This window comes from Spongiibacter nanhainus (assembly GCF_016132545.1).
GTDB lineage: Bacteria > Pseudomonadota > Gammaproteobacteria > Pseudomonadales > Spongiibacteraceae > Spongiibacter > Spongiibacter nanhainus.
This window is the reverse complement of sequence record NZ_CP066167.1, coordinates 3,419,266-3,432,852: the sequence shown is the minus strand read 5'-3', so window position 1 is coordinate 3,432,852 and position 13,587 is coordinate 3,419,266. Positions and strand designations below refer to the sequence as shown.

Annotated in this window: 15 protein-coding genes; 12 read left to right on the top strand and 3 right to left on the bottom strand. The window is 59.0% G+C overall.

Annotated elements, in window-relative coordinates:
- Positions 1 to 10 precede the first annotated feature (10 nt).
- Positions 11 to 760 carry an SDR family NAD(P)-dependent oxidoreductase gene (locus tag I6N98_RS15740; RefSeq protein ID WP_198569273.1) on the bottom strand — a complete coding sequence of 250 codons (750 nt, stop codon included), beginning with the start codon at positions 758 to 760 and terminating at the stop codon, positions 11 to 13.
- An 89-nt stretch (positions 761 to 849) separates the two neighbouring features.
- Between I6N98_RS15740 and I6N98_RS15735 the strand changes: the two genes are divergently transcribed.
- Complete coding sequence (locus tag I6N98_RS15735) at positions 850 to 1,302, top strand: YaiI/YqxD family protein (RefSeq protein WP_198569272.1); 453 nt, start codon at positions 850 to 852, stop codon at positions 1,300 to 1,302.
- 1 nt (position 1,303) lies between these two features.
- On the opposite strand, the gene I6N98_RS15730 is transcribed toward I6N98_RS15735, so the two are convergent.
- Positions 1,304 to 2,527 (bottom strand): MarR family winged helix-turn-helix transcriptional regulator, encoded by a 1,224-nt coding sequence (locus I6N98_RS15730; protein ID WP_198569271.1) that lies wholly within the window; start codon positions 2,525 to 2,527, stop codon positions 1,304 to 1,306.
- A 294-nt stretch (positions 2,528 to 2,821) separates the two neighbouring features.
- On the opposite strand from I6N98_RS15730, the gene I6N98_RS15725 reads away from it, so the two are divergent.
- From I6N98_RS15725 to I6N98_RS15690, 8 genes are all read left to right on the top strand, one after another.
- Positions 2,822 to 4,015: a cytochrome P450 gene (locus tag I6N98_RS15725; protein ID WP_198569270.1), complete on the top strand. Its 1,194-nt coding sequence runs from the start codon at positions 2,822 to 2,824 to the stop codon at positions 4,013 to 4,015.
- Positions 4,016 to 4,047: 32 nt separating this feature from the next.
- Complete coding sequence (locus I6N98_RS15720; protein WP_198569269.1) at positions 4,048 to 4,938, top strand: NAD(P)-dependent oxidoreductase; 891 nt, start codon at positions 4,048 to 4,050, stop codon at positions 4,936 to 4,938.
- 86 nt (positions 4,939 to 5,024) lie between these two features.
- On the top strand, positions 5,025 to 6,491 hold the full coding sequence (locus I6N98_RS15715) for an aldehyde dehydrogenase family protein (protein WP_232787371.1): 1,467 nt from the start codon (positions 5,025 to 5,027) through the stop codon (positions 6,489 to 6,491).
- Positions 6,492 to 6,533: 42 nt separating this feature from the next.
- Complete coding sequence (locus tag I6N98_RS15710) at positions 6,534 to 7,319, top strand: SDR family oxidoreductase (protein WP_198569268.1); 786 nt, start codon at positions 6,534 to 6,536, stop codon at positions 7,317 to 7,319.
- A 65-nt stretch (positions 7,320 to 7,384) separates the two neighbouring features.
- Entirely contained in the window at positions 7,385 to 7,705 is a 321-nt protein-coding gene (locus I6N98_RS15705) for a 2Fe-2S iron-sulfur cluster-binding protein (RefSeq protein WP_198569267.1), read from the top strand.
- Positions 7,706 to 7,740: 35 nt separating this feature from the next.
- Entirely contained in the window at positions 7,741 to 8,481 is a 741-nt protein-coding gene (locus I6N98_RS15700; protein WP_198569266.1) for an SDR family oxidoreductase, read from the top strand.
- A gap of 23 nt (positions 8,482 to 8,504) precedes the next feature.
- Positions 8,505 to 8,888, top strand: a complete 384-nt coding sequence (locus tag I6N98_RS15695; RefSeq protein ID WP_198569265.1) for a carboxymuconolactone decarboxylase family protein — start codon at positions 8,505 to 8,507, stop codon at positions 8,886 to 8,888.
- Complete coding sequence (locus tag I6N98_RS15690; protein WP_232787370.1) at positions 8,885 to 9,328, top strand: nuclear transport factor 2 family protein; 444 nt, start codon at positions 8,885 to 8,887, stop codon at positions 9,326 to 9,328. Before I6N98_RS15695 ends, I6N98_RS15690 begins: the two co-directional genes overlap by 4 nt.
- A gap of 12 nt (positions 9,329 to 9,340) precedes the next feature.
- Here I6N98_RS15690 and I6N98_RS15685 read toward each other — a convergent pair whose 3' ends face one another.
- On the bottom strand, positions 9,341 to 9,919 hold the full coding sequence (locus I6N98_RS15685; protein WP_198569264.1) for a TetR/AcrR family transcriptional regulator: 579 nt from the start codon (positions 9,917 to 9,919) through the stop codon (positions 9,341 to 9,343).
- Between the two features lie 239 nt (positions 9,920 to 10,158).
- Between I6N98_RS15685 and I6N98_RS15680 the strand changes: the two genes are divergently transcribed.
- The 3 genes from I6N98_RS15680 to I6N98_RS15670 are packed head-to-tail and all read left to right on the top strand — an operon-like array spanning position 10,159 to position 13,562.
- A complete protein-coding gene (locus I6N98_RS15680; RefSeq protein ID WP_198569263.1) occupies positions 10,159 to 11,871 on the top strand; it encodes a cytochrome P450 in 1,713 nt (570 codons plus the stop codon).
- A complete protein-coding gene (locus I6N98_RS15675; protein WP_198569262.1) occupies positions 11,872 to 12,906 on the top strand; it encodes an NAD-dependent epimerase/dehydratase family protein in 1,035 nt (344 codons plus the stop codon).
- A gap of 17 nt (positions 12,907 to 12,923) precedes the next feature.
- Positions 12,924 to 13,562, top strand: a complete 639-nt coding sequence (locus I6N98_RS15670; protein ID WP_198569261.1) for a hypothetical protein — start codon at positions 12,924 to 12,926, stop codon at positions 13,560 to 13,562.
- The last annotated feature ends 25 nt before the right edge of the window (positions 13,563 to 13,587 follow it).

Below are 13,587 nucleotides of genomic sequence, written 5' to 3'. Positions count from 1 at the left end.
TGAGTAGGGCCTACCAGGCGATAGGCTCGCAATTCCAGTCTAAAAAGCTCAGGGTGTGGTCGGTCGGAAGCTGCTCGGTGATATCCAGAAGTTGTCTGGCCACAAAACTGGGGGAAAACAACTTTCCTTTAGGGACAGATCCCTGAAAGGGGCGCGATAGCTCAGTATCTGTAGTGCCTGGGTGAAAGGCGAGCAATTTGGTATTGGGGGCCCGTCGGGCGTATTCCACAGCGGCGGTTTTAAGCAGCATATTGAGGGCAGCCTTGGTGCTGCGATAGCCGTACCAGCCACCCAGTTTATTGTCCCCAATGCTGCCGATACGTGCGCTGAAGGCCGTGATAACGCAGCGTGGTTTATTGCCACCCACCAGCGAGAGCAGCGCTTTTAGCCACAGCATCGGCACCACGGTATTGTGATGGAACAGGTAGTGGAGGTTGTTGACCTCAATATCTTCGAGTTTCTTCTCTGGCCATAGGCTGTCTGAATGCAGAACACCGCTGCAAATAAAGGCGCCAGCGAGGTGCCCGCCCTCGGGAATCAGGTGATCGAGGGTGGTTGTTATGCCGATCTCGCTGTTGTCACACTGAAACCAGGCAATAGCTTGATCGTCGACGCTGAACTCGATGGGAGCCGGTTGCCGGCTGACGGCAATGACACGGCCGGGGGAGCGCTGTTGCAGGGCATCCACCAGGGCGCGCCCCATTCCACCGCTGGCACCGACCACCAGGTAATATCCCCCACCTACCCCCTCCTGGGTCATGCACTCTCTCCAAAGTATTGTTTCTATGTAAAATTATTATTCGCTACGATGGTTCCGGAAAATTCGATTCTTGCCAAGGCTTTATAGTGATGAAAATTTGGGTTGACGCCGATGCCTGCCCCGCGGTGGTGCGAGATATGTTGTTTAAGGCTTCCCGGCGAACGGGCGTCGCCTTAACCATGGTGGCTAACCAGCCGGTGAAGGTGCCGGCCGACCCGCAAATCAGCGCCTTACAGGTCTCCAGTGGCTTCGATGTCGCCGATGATGCCATTGTGGAGCGGGCAGAACCCGGCGACCTGGTTATTACTGCCGACATTCCTCTGGCCGCAGAAGTGATTGAGAAGGGGGCCTTAGCCTTGAACCCCCGGGGCGAGCTGTACACCACAGAAACCATCCTCAGCCGGCTCAATATGCGGGATTTTATGGATACCATGCGCTCGTCTGGCATTCAGAGTGGCGGGCCAGCAGCCTACGGGCAGCGGGAGAAGCAGGCTTTTGCCAACCAGTTGGACCGACTGTTGGCCCGCCGTCCTCAGGGCTGAATCAGGCCCGCAGGGTCGCCAACAGCCTGTTCAGAGATTGTGTGTCCCGTTTCCCCAGCTTGCTCTCGATGGCGGCCTGGTCCTCACCCGCCAGGGCTGGGGCTTGGGCTGCGGCCATTAGCAGAGCATCGACCTCTTCACTGGAATGCCCGGGGGCCAGGAGTTGGCCCGCCAAATGGCGCAGCAATGGCGCGGTATCCGGTGTCCCCTCTGTCTTTGGGCCGGGGTCACCGGCAAGGATGGCCTCCGCGCTGCCGCTGGAGTAGGGCGCCAGGAGCCCTGGGTCCAGCGACAGGGCATGGTAGAGCTCGCCGATATTGCCACACCAGCGCCGGTAGCGCGTTTCTCCCAGTACCGCTTTCAGTTCGTCTTCCAATTGCGTCATGGCGTCGACAGAATCGACGATCAGCTGAAGCCCCTGTGAGGTGAAGTAGAGCCGGGTGCTGCGGCCATCCTCCCGTGCCGCGCGGCGTTGCACATAGCCCCGTGCCTCTAATTCTCGTGCGATACGGGAGATCGCCTGGGTGGACACACGGTTTTGCTGGGCAATGTGGCCAAGTGGCGTGCCGCTGAGGTCAATGTTGACCAATACCTGGCCGTAAGAGGGCTGTAGCCGAGTGTGACCGGCGGCGATGTCTGCCTCCATCAGTTGTCGGTGAATATTCCGGGTGAGGGCGCCCAGGGTCGCACTGAGCATTGTCGGGGCGAAGGTCTGGCCATTTTCACTAAATTCCGCTGGTTGTCTGGCCGTTGTCACTGCCGCTGTATCGGCGCTGAGTTGGGCGAGGCGGCGCTTTCCAAGTTGCCCTTCAAAGTGACTGTTGATTGTTGCCAGTTCATCAAGGGCATCGTTTACCAGTTTGTTGCCTTTGTGGCTCAGCTCCAGGAGTTTGGCGCGCTTGTCTTGCGGGTCGGGCCGCCGCTGTATGTAGCCTGCAGCCTCGATGGGCCTTAAGGATTGCAGGCACAGCTGCTTGCTCATGCTCAGGTTATCGGCCAGTTCGGTGAGGCGTCGGGGGCGGCGAGCCAGCAGGCTCAGTGGGCCACTAAAGGCCATCACCAGTTGGGGATATCCCTGTTGGCTCAGTGCGGTCATGGCTGCACTTTCGGTGTAAATCGCCAGTGCCGTGAGGTGGCGGATGGGGTTGTCGCGAAAACGTTCCCAGGCTTCGGGCAGTCGCTTTGTAAGCGGCGAGGCGTCGGTCTTGGCTCGGGGCTGGTTCAATCTAGGCTCGCAGTCGGAGTGGCGGTTTTAACACGTCTTGGCGGCAAATTATAGCGCCCCGGCAATAGAAAACAACGTAACAACTATTTATAAAAATAAATTTAAATATTTACTAAATGTTGATCCCTGTGCTAGCGTGATTATCCGTCCCGGGCAAGGCAAGCCGCCGTGGCGATGAGCAACAATGAGCGTAACAACAACAATAATGTGTGACGCGCAACGAGGTACAAGCAGGGCACCGCTCTGCGGCCTCCATACAGCAATCACCCATTAATACCGAGTTTAGAGTGCACTATGACTGGCGCTGCCATTGAATTTAATCCCTATTCCCACGCCGTCCACGACGACCCCTACCCCTATTACAAACGGTTGCGGGAGGAAGATCCGGTCCACTACAACAAGGAGCACGGATTCTGGTTGTTCACCAAGTGGGACGACTGCCAGGCGGCCTTTAAGGATTTTAAAACCTACAGCAGCAGTAACGGTGTGGCCTTGGAGGCGGATCAAAACGCCACCAGTGGCTACCCGATGTTTATCAACATGGATCCGCCCGATCACACCCGGATTCGGAAGTTACTGTCTGGGCTGATGGTGCCCCAGCGTATTCGCCGCTTGGAGGACTACACCCGGCAGAAGGCTGTCGCCCTGCTGGAGCCTCACCTGGCCCGGGGCGAGCTGGATTTGATCCAAGATTTCAGCGCCATCCTGCCCATGGATGTGATCTCCACCATGATTCATGTCCCCGAGTCTGACCAGGCGGATGTCCGGCAGTGGGCGGATGACCTGATTTACCGGGAGGACGGCCAGTTTGGTCTCAACGACCGCAATATCAATGCCTATATGAAAATCGCTGGCTACTTTGACGAGCTTGCCCGCTCGCTGGCAGGTCGTCCCCACGATCCCGACGATATGTTCAGTTGCGTGTTGCAGGCCGAGCGGGACGGCAAGATGACTCACGACGACGTGATCGGTTTTGGTATTTTGCTGGCTGTGGCCGGCAACGAAACCACCACCAAGTTGATCGGCAATATGGGTTTTCGTTTGTGGCAGCACCCAGAGCAGCGCCAGCGTCTGGTGGATCATCCCGAGCGCATCGGCGACGGAGTAGAGGAAACCCTGCGCTACGACGGCTCCTCCCAGATGATTGGCCGTACTGCGATGCGGGATGTGGAAGTGCGGGGCCGTAAAATCAAAGCGGGTGATCGGGTCGGCCTGTGCATTATTTCCGCCAGCCGGGATGAAGAGCGCTATGAGCGCGCCGAGGAATACGACGTCTTTCGCGGAGCCCGGGATCATATGGCCTTTGGCACCGGCATTCACTCCTGCCTGGGGGCGGCCCTGGCGCGCTTGGAAGTGCGGGTGTGTTTTGAGGAACTGCTGAAACGCATCCCTCACTACGATATCGATATGTCCCGTTCGGACCGTACCCACAACCCCAATGTACGCGGGTTTACCACCCTCCCCATCACTTTTGAGCCAGTCGTGTAGGCGACAGCCGCTATCGCTGAAGGAGAAATATCATGCTCAACGTCGGCTTTATCGGGCTCGGCAATATCGGCAAGCCCATGGCGGAAAATCTGGCAAAAAAAGCGACCGATCACGGTCTGTCCCTGCAGGTCTACGACGTGATGCCAGAGCCGGTTGCAGACCTGGTTGCCCTGGGCGCCACCGCCGCGGACTCGCCGCTGGATATCGCCCGGGACTGCGATCTGGTGGGGATCTGTGTGCGTCACGACCAGGATGTGGAAGATCTTTTATATGGCAAGGGCGGTACCCCGGGAATGTTTGAACAGGCCCGCTCAGGCGCGATTTACGCCATTCACAGCACTGTCACCCGGGACAATATCGTGCGCTGGGCCGGGGACGCCGGTCGCTACCACATGCATGTGGTGGATGCACCCATTACCGGTGGCGCTGCGGTGGCCGCTGAGGGCGGCCTGTGCGTGATGTTGGGTACCGAACCGGCCATCGCCGAACGCCTTAAGCCGATGTTGGACTGTGTTAGTACCACGGTGGTAGCCGCAGGCCGGCCCGGTGATGGCACGGTGTTAAAATTGGCCAACAATTTAATGAACTATATCGCCTTTACCGCCGCCAGTGAGGGTACTGCCCTGGTCAAGGCGGCGGGGGTGGATGTGGAAAAACTCTACGCCGTGGGGGAGGCCAACAAAGTGCTGTCCCCTATGGCCAAACAGTTTGTGAGTGGCCGGGACATGATGCTGGAGGCCGCCTCGGAATCCGACGTTCGCGCTATTTTTGAGCCCTTTGCCACCCTGGCGGAGAAAGATCTGGACCATGCCCTGTCCCTCGCCGGGCAATTGGGCATATCGCTGCCCTGTGGCGAGACCGCTCGGGCGGGCATTTTCCACAGTTTTCTCCACGCCATTACTCCCGAGGGTGATCGGGGGTGAGCCAGCCGATGTGGATTAACCCGGGAATAATGTTTTTCGGGTTAACAACACAAGCGATCCAACTTGCAGACCAAGAGGAATGACGGGTGACTGATGCCGACTACGCCGTGGCCAAACTGTATATCGACGGCCAGCTTTGCGATGCCGAGGGGCAGCGCCTTTACGACAATGTTAGCCCTCTGACAGAAGCTGTGGTGGGGCGTGCCGCCGACGCCAGTTTGGCAGACGCCCATCGAGCGTTGGACGCTGCAAGGCAGGCCTTTGATCACAGTGACTGGTCCCGGGATCACAGCTACCGTCTAGAGTGTTTGCGCCGCTTTGTGGCGGGACTACACACCCATATCGACTGGCTGCGCGGTGCAGTAGCTGCAGACACCGGCACTACCCAGATGTTTGTTAACGGCCCCCAGTGTGACGGCCCAGTGAGTATGGCGTCCTGGCCCCTGAACTATCTTGAAGGCTTCCAGTGGCAGCGGGATATTGGTGACTACGAGGTGATGGGGATCACCAGCCGGCGCCGGGTTTGGAAGGAAGCGGCCGGCGTGGTGGCGGCGATTTCGCCTTGGAACTTTCCCATTCAGATCAATTTAGCCAAGTGCATCCCCGCTCTGGCGGCAGGGTGCACGGTGGTACTTAAGGCCGCGCCGGAAACTCCCTGGTCGGCCAGTGTATTGGGCAAGATTGCCGCCGATGCCGGGCTGCCGGCGGGGGTCTTTAATGTACTAACCGCCTCTGATCCGGCTGAGATTGGCGAATTACTGAGCCGCGATCCCCGGGTGGATGTGGTGTCCTTTACTGGCTCGACAGCCGTGGGGCGGCAGGTGATGAAGAACGCCGCCGACACCGTCAAGCGGGTGTTCCTAGAGCTGGGGGGCAAGTCCGCGATGGTGGTGCTGGAGGATGCCGACCTGGCCACCGCCCTGTTTGGCACTTTCTCAGTATGTGCCCATAGTGGCCAGGGCTGTGCCATTACTACTCGCCTGCTGGTGCCCCGCCGTAAACTGGCGGAGGCCGAGGAGCTGGTGAAAGCCTACCTCGGCGGCCTCAGCTATGGCAGTGAGGATACCAGTGGCGAAATGCAGGGGCCGCTGATTTCGGCCCGGCAGCGTGACCGGGTGTTGTCCTATATCGAAAAAGGCAAGCAGGAAGGGGCCAAACTGATCTTCGGTGGCGGTGTGCCCAGCCATATCGAGCGGGGCTTCTTTGTTGAGCCGACGGTGTTTTCTGAGGTGGACAACAGCATGACCATCGCTCGGGAGGAAATCTTTGGGCCTGTGCTGGTGATGATTCCCTACGACGGCGAAGATGAGGCCCTGCAGATTGCTAACGACTCTATTTATGGCTTGTCCGCCGCCGTGTACGCCGGCAGTGATGAGCGTGCTTTGGACTTTGCCAGCCGGCTGCGCACCGGCACCGTGAACATCAATGGCGGCAACTTCCTCGGGCCCGATGCCCCCTTCGGCGGCTACAAACAAAGTGGTGTCGGCCGGGAGATGGGCCCCGAAGGCTTTGAAGAATATCTGGAAACCAAGACTCTGGCGCTGGCTGTTTAGCGTCACTGTGGCCGCGTATTGGGAAAAGAGAGTGGAGAAGCTGTGAGCGCCTTCCGAACAGACATTACTGAGCGAGTTTATGCGATTACCGGCGCGTCCAGCGGCTACGGGTTGGCCATGGCCGAGGCTATCGTCGCTGCCGGTGCCCGAGTCGGCATTATTGCCCGAGGTGAGGACAAATTGACCGCCGTCGCTGAGACCTTGGGGCAAGCCAATTGTGTCGCCGTCGCTGCGGATGTGACCAATAGCGCCGACGCGGCGCGGGCGATCCAGGCCATCCACTCCCACTTTGGGCGATTGGATGGCCTTGTTAACAACGCGGGTATGGCGCGGCCGGGCTTTGCCAATAACTACAGCGATGAGGAAATCGATCAGCAGCTCTCCCTCAATATAGCGGCGGCGATGTATTGCACCCGGGCGGCGATCCCTCTGCTTCAGGGGGGCGACAACCCCCGCATCGTCAATATCAGCTCCGCCAGCGCCGAGCACATCGACGAGATGCAGGGATTGTCCTTGTACGCCGCCACCAAGGCTGGCCTGGAACGGTTGAGTCGGGATACCCGCCGGGAATGCCAGGAGTGGGACATCGGGGTGACGATACTGCGACCCGGAGCGGCCATGACCGAATTCGCGGCGGGTTGGGATATGGCGCGGCTTAAAGAGGCGGTGGATGCCTGGAACAAAAGGCTGGGGGGCTGGATGGATACCGGTATGGAGCCGGGGCATGTCGCTGACGCGCTGGTGTATTGCCTGGGGGTGCCAGCGGGGGTGTCCATCGATTTGCTGGAAATTCGCCCCAACCGGCTGAGCGAAAAATTCCAATTTTGACGGTGGCCCAGGGGCGGCTATCTACAACAAATGGCAACAGAAAAAGCAATAACACGAGGGCGACAATGGCAGCGATTACCTACATAGAATACAACGGCGAGGCCCACACGGTGGAGGTCGAAGAGGGCATGAGCTTGATGGAGGGCGCCACTCTCAACATGATCCCGGGCATCGAGGGTATGTGCGGTGGTATCTGTTCCTGCGCCACCTGCCACTGTTTTATCCAACTCGAAGACCAAGCTGCTATGCCCGCCATTGCCGAAGGGGAAGAGGCCATGCTGGAGGGCGTATCCGAACGCCGGGCGGAGAGCCGCCTCAGTTGTCAGGTACCGGTGACCGAGGCCATGGATGGTTTGCGCATCCGCTTGCCTGAGCACCAGGAGTGATCGCGCTTAATATCAACAGAATCAGGGGATAGCTGATGAGCTTTAAAGACAAAGTTGTGGTGGTAACCGGGGCCGGGCAGGGCATTGGCGAGGCCTATGCCAAGCGCTGCGCCGCCGAAGGGATGAAAGTTGTAGTCGCCGAGCTCAATGCCGAGCAGGGCGAGCGGGTGGTGGCGGACATCCGCGCAGACGGCGGCGACGCGCTGTTTGTGCGCACCGACGTGGGGGATGAGCAGTCCTGCCTGGATTGCGCGGCGGCGGCTATGGATCGCTATCAGCAGATCGACTACCTGATCAACAATGCCGCGATTTTTGGCGACATGAAAATCGAGGGCTACCTGAATGTCGATATGGATTACCTGGAAAAATTTATGCGGGTCAATGTTCACGGTGCCTTGTTGATGGCCCGGGCCTGCGTGCCCCACATGCCCAAGGGCAGCGCTATCGTCAATCAGTCCTCCACGGCAGCGTGGATGAATATGGGCTTTTATGGTGTGGCCAAGCTGGCCGTCAACGGTTTAACCGGATCGCTGGCCCGGGAGCTGGGCTGGCGCAAAATCCGTATCAACGCCATCGCGCCGGGCCCTACCGAAACCCAGGCACTGCGCAATACCGCCGGTGATTATGCCGATGAGCTGGTGAAACAAATGCCCATCAGCCGGGTGGGCACCCCGGACGATATGGCCGACGCCGTGTTGTTTCTGCTCTCGGATAAGGCGTCGTGGATTACCGGACATATTCTCAATGTCGACGGCGGCCAGTTTATGCGGGTTTAACACCAGCGATTGAGGAAAGTGCAATGAGCGATTCAAAACGCGACCAGGGTATTGCCCGCTATCACGAGGTGTACTGCAACCAGCTGCCGGAGCCGCCGGCGGAAGGGGAGGATCGCTTCTTCGACTTTATGTTGGGCTCGCTGTTTGGCGAGCTCTGGAGCGATGACACTCTGAGTATCCGCGACCGGCGTTTGCTGTTGTTGGGGGCCATCGCCGCCCAGGGTGAGGAAATGACCTTTTCCATCCAGGCAGAGTCGGCCTACCGCCGGGGCGAGCTCAGTCCGGAGCAGCTAGAGGAGGCCGTGTTGTTTTTAACCCAGTATGTGGGCTATCCCCGGGCCTCTAAGTTGCGACTGACCTTGTTGGGCCTGATCGATAAATGGCGCAAGGCTGCGGAGACTGAATGATGGCAGAGAGTGAGTCGGCCTTTCGGGAGCGCACTGAGACCAACCGGGCGACGGCGCTGGAGTTTATGGCCCGCCTGTCGGCGGGGGATGTGGAGGGCTTTGTTGCCCTCTATCACCCGGAAGCAAGCTTGTGGACCTCGGGACAGACATTGATATCCGGTACTTACACTCGGGAGCAGATAGCCGCGTCGGCGGGTGCTGTGCTGGAAGCCTTTCCCCAGGGTTTGCGTTTTGAGGTGCAGGCCACCACCGCCGAGGGAGACCGGGTGGCGGTTGAGGCAGTGAGTGAAGGCCAACATGCCTCGGGGCAGGTCTACCGCAACCGCTATCACTTTCTGTTTCGATTTCGAGACGGCCAAGTGATCCAGCTAAAAGAGTATATGGACACCGAAGCGGTCACCGAGGTGCTCTGCGGCGGTCAGCGACCCGGCGGGCAATGAGAGTCCGGTTGGTTACAGCCCCGCCGCGGGCAGCAAGCGCCGTTCTAAAAAGCCCCGCAGCTCTTTGGTGCTGCGGGTGGTTGGGCCGCGCAGCACCAGCAGTGACAGCGTGAGGCGGATGCTGAGCTCCATGATGTCGAGCTTGTCCTGATCGCTGTGGTCACTGTCTTCAAAAACAGCGTCGAAGATCGCCAGGCAAATGTGTAGGCCCTCGCTGTCGATCAGCGCGTCCTCATAAAACTGGCTGGGGATGTCCGAGCGGGTCACCAGGGTCAGATAAGGTTCAAGGGGGAGTTGCTCAATGGCAAACAGCACTGCCTCAAGCAGGCGTTCACGGGCCGAGGCAAAGCGGCGGATATGGTCGATGACCCGCTCGCCAAAGGCGTAGCCGGATTGAAGCAGGGCGGCACGGATCACTGCGTCGCGACTGGGGTAGTAGCTGTACACCGTCGGCCGGGTCACGCCGGCCTGTTTGGCGATGTCGTTGAGGCTGGTTTTCTCCAGCCCCCAGAGCTTCACGCAGTTGATGGTGGCGTCGAGGATACGCTGCTGGGTGTCGTTGTAGATGCTTTGTCGGCTTATTGGGTTCATCGTCCAAACTGAGTATGCTGAGACTTTACAGGTTTCCATAAAGTGTAAGGCTGTAAGTGTGCAATGTCAGCCACCAAGAATCACAACTGGCCACTATCCGCCAGTATGTAAAAAGCGAAGGGCGAGCACTACATTTCACCACGCCAACAATCATTCCCTATAAATCGGCGTGGGAAAACCGGCTTACCTTCACCACCGCTGATTGAAACAGGGCCGCAAGACGGTACTGGAGAATAATAATGACCACAAGCACAGTGACGAACCAGGCCAAACCCGCCGCCGTTTCCGGTGGCGGTGCCGAGCCACCCCGCGCCTCGGGCGGTCTGCCGGTATTGGGGCAGATGCTGAATTTCGTCCGCAATCCCTATCAGTTTGTAAAGGGGCTAGCCGACCGCCACGGCGAGATTGTGAGCTTCAAATTACTGGGGCAGCGGATTGTGCTGCTTACCGGCGAGGAGGCCAGTACGCTGTTTTACCGCTCCTCCGACGAGCAACTGGATCAGTCTGCGGCTTACAAGCTCATGACGCCGATCTTTGGTGAGGGGCTGGTCTTTGATGCACCCAATGATCGCAAGAACGAGCAGCTTAAGTCCCTGATGCCGTCGCTGCGTATGGAGGCGATGCGGGATCATTCCCATAAGATAGTGAAGGAAGTCGAAGAGAGCATTGCCGACTGGGGGGACAGCGGTGAAATCGATCTGGTCGATTTTATGAAGCGCCTCACCATCAACACCGCTAGTCACTGTCTGCTGGGCCGGGAATTTCGCTATGAATTGAGCGAGGAATTTGCCGAGATTTACCACGATTTGGAGCAGGGGGTGCACCCCCTGGCCTACCATTTTCCCGGTTTGCCTTTGCCGCGTTTTCGCCGCCGGGACAGAGCCCGGGCGCGCCTGCAAACTCTGGTAGGGGGAATCGTCGAACGGCGCAAGGCGCAGACCGATAAACCCACCGACATGTTTCAAAGCCTGATTGATATGCGCTATGAGGATGGCTCGGCGCTGGATGATAACGAGATAACCGGTTTGCTGGTGGGTGCCATCTTTGCCGGCCACCACACCAGCTCCGGCACGGCTGCCTGGGTGTTGCTGGAATTGCTTCGCCACCCGGACTATCTGCGCCGGGTTAATCGGGAGCTGGATACCCTGCTGGGCGCAGAGGGTGCGGTGAGTTTTCAAAGCCTGCGGGAAGTGCCGACACTGGAAAATGCCTTAAAGGAAGTGCTGCGCCTGCACCCGCCGCTGATCATATTAATGAGAAAGGTGTCCGAGCCCCTGACCTTCAAACACTACCGCATTGCCGAGGGCGATATGGTGTGGACCTCGCCACCGGTGACTCACCGCATTGCCTCTCTGTTTGCCAATCCCTTTGTGTTTGATCCCGACCGCTTTAGTAAAGAGCGGGGGGAAGACCGTCGGCTAATGGCTTACCAACCCTTTGGTGGTGGTAAGCACAAGTGCTCTGGCAACGCCTTTGCCATGTTTCAGATCAAGGCCATTTTCGCCATTTTGCTGCGCCGCTATGACTTTGAACTGGTGGATGCGCCGGACAGTTATGTCGACAACTATGCCGAGATGATTGTGCAGCCGATGACGCCTTGTCGGGTCCGTTACCGCCGTCGGGATCCCGCCAGCTTTTCCTCTCGCCTTGGCTCGAGCGCTGAGACGGGGGCTGAGACCGACACCCTGGCTCGGTGCCCCGCCCACAGCCAGCGGGCAGAACCGCAAAGCGAGCAGCTAGTCGAGCAGAGCCTGTTGGTCGAGGTGGACCGGCAGCTGTGTCAGGGACACGCCATGTGTACCGGGGAGGCGCCGGAAGTCTTCAAGGTGAATGACGACGGTGTGTTGACCATTGTTGATAACACAGTAAGCGAGGCGCGGAGAAAGCGCATAGAGGCCGCCGTGGCCCACTGCCCCAACCAGGCGCTGCGCATTGTTAAGGCCGCCCATTAAATGAAAGTTCTGGTGACCGGTGCAACTGGCTTTGTCGGCGCCCACACCGCATTGGCGTTGCTGGAGGCGGGGCACGAACTGCGTTTGTTAGTGCGTGACCGCCAGCGCGCTCAGCGTTGGTTTGCCGAACGCGGTCATCACCTCGACGACTGGCTGGTGGGCAGTATGGAGGACGCCACGCTGGTGGAATCGGGGATGGCCGGTTGTGACGCCGTTGTCCATGCGGCAGCGGCGGTCAACTTGGATGCCCGCCACGCCGCCCAGACCCGGTCGATGAACCTGGACGGGGTGCGCAATGTGATCGGCAGTGCGGTGCGGCAGGGTATTCAGCGGGTGATCTATGTCTCGAGTTTGGCGGTGCTGATGCACCCGGAAGTCCGCCGCTATCGTGAGGACGGGCCGCTGTCTCCGGCAGGGGATGCCTACACGGCGTCGAAATTGGCCTGCGAGGAGGCGGTGCGGGCGATGCAGTCTGCTGGGGCGCCGGTAGTGATTACCTACCCCTCTTCGGTGATGGGGCCCGACGATCCGGGCCTGTCAGAGAGCAATGCCGCAGTGAAGACCTTTGTCGAGAAATTTGTGCCTTTGACGGAGTCCGGCCTGCAAATCGTCGACGTGCGGGACGTGGCTCAGGCCCACTGTCAGCTGTTGAGTCAGCCGCCGGAGGGCAATCCATGTAATGCCCGTTTTATTCTTGGCGGCCACTACCTGAGCTGGTCACAGGTGGCCGGGGCGCTGCGGGCGACAGGGCTACCAGTGCGGACGCTGCGGTTGCCGGGGGCACTGCTGCGGATCACAGGGGTGGTGTTTGATGTACTGCGCCGCTTTGTCAGCATTGACTTTCCCCTTTCCCGAGAGACGGCGCGTATCGCCACCGGCCTGCGACCGGCTGACTCGCAAAGAATCCGCCAGCTCTATGGCCGCCCCTTTCGGGAGGCGACACAGACCCTCGCTGACACCGTCGATTGGCTGGTGGCAGCTGGGCATATTCCTGCGCCCTCCGGCGCCAGCGTTTCCCCCAACACAGAAATATAACAATACTGGAGAAAACCATGAGTGATAAACGCGTTCCATCCATGACACCCCCCAACAAGGCCTACCCCCGGGAAGAGCTGGAAGAAATGATGCAAAAATGGCTGGCCGCCAACGTGGAGGCGGAAAAGGCCGGCGACTGGCCCACCTACCTGGGCCCCATGTACACCGAGGATGCAGTGTACAGCTGGAACATCGGGCCCAATGAAGACTTTGTCGCCGAGGGGCGAAGCGAAATTTGTGATATCGCTCTGGGGTTTCAGATGCACGGTTTTGAAGAGTGGGAGTATCCCTACCACGACATCATTATCGACGAAAAACGGGGCACGGTGATCGGTTTCTGGAAACAGCTTGCGCCATATAGGCGCAAGGATGGCAGCCGTTTTGAAATCGCCGGAATTGGCGGCTCCTGGTTTGAATATGCCGGTAATTATCAGTGGCACTGGCAGCGGGATTTCTTTGACTTCGGCAATGCCAAAGATTGTTTCTTTCAGCTGGCCGGTGCAGGAGCCCTGGAACCAGTGGTGAAGAAGAAAATTCACCAACAGGCCAAGGGCGCATTGCTGCCCGGACACCGCAAATTGCGTGAGGAGCCCAGCCGCTGGGAAAAGGCCCGCAATGCCATGGCAATGGTCAAAATCGCGATGACAGGGCGCTGAGTCCAATCGCGCCTGCATAGGGTGC

What these genes read in the sequence shown, in the direction of transcription:
- I6N98_RS15685 (WP_198569264.1), bottom strand. Translation starts at nt 9,919, where the DNA reads ATGAACCCAATAAGCCGACAAAGCATCTACAACGACACCCAGCAGCGT.
- I6N98_RS15675 (WP_198569262.1), top strand. Translation starts at nt 11,872, where the DNA reads ATGAAAGTTCTGGTGACCGGTGCAACTGGCTTTGTCGGCGCCCACACC.
- I6N98_RS15705 (WP_198569267.1), top strand. Translation starts at nt 7,385, where the DNA reads ATGGCAGCGATTACCTACATAGAATACAACGGCGAGGCCCACACGGTG.
- I6N98_RS15670 (WP_198569261.1), top strand. Translation starts at nt 12,924, where the DNA reads ATGAGTGATAAACGCGTTCCATCCATGACACCCCCCAACAAGGCCTAC.
- I6N98_RS15690 (WP_232787370.1), top strand. Translation starts at nt 8,885, where the DNA reads ATGATGGCAGAGAGTGAGTCGGCCTTTCGGGAGCGCACTGAGACCAAC.
- I6N98_RS15700 (WP_198569266.1), top strand. Translation starts at nt 7,741, where the DNA reads ATGAGCTTTAAAGACAAAGTTGTGGTGGTAACCGGGGCCGGGCAGGGC.
- I6N98_RS15725 (WP_198569270.1), top strand. Translation starts at nt 2,822, where the DNA reads ATGACTGGCGCTGCCATTGAATTTAATCCCTATTCCCACGCCGTCCAC.
- I6N98_RS15740 (WP_198569273.1), bottom strand. Translation starts at nt 760, where the DNA reads ATGACCCAGGAGGGGGTAGGTGGGGGATATTACCTGGTGGTCGGTGCC.
- I6N98_RS15680 (WP_198569263.1), top strand. Translation starts at nt 10,159, where the DNA reads ATGACCACAAGCACAGTGACGAACCAGGCCAAACCCGCCGCCGTTTCC.
- I6N98_RS15720 (WP_198569269.1), top strand. Translation starts at nt 4,048, where the DNA reads ATGCTCAACGTCGGCTTTATCGGGCTCGGCAATATCGGCAAGCCCATG.
- I6N98_RS15695 (WP_198569265.1), top strand. Translation starts at nt 8,505, where the DNA reads ATGAGCGATTCAAAACGCGACCAGGGTATTGCCCGCTATCACGAGGTG.
- I6N98_RS15735 (WP_198569272.1), top strand. Translation starts at nt 850, where the DNA reads ATGAAAATTTGGGTTGACGCCGATGCCTGCCCCGCGGTGGTGCGAGAT.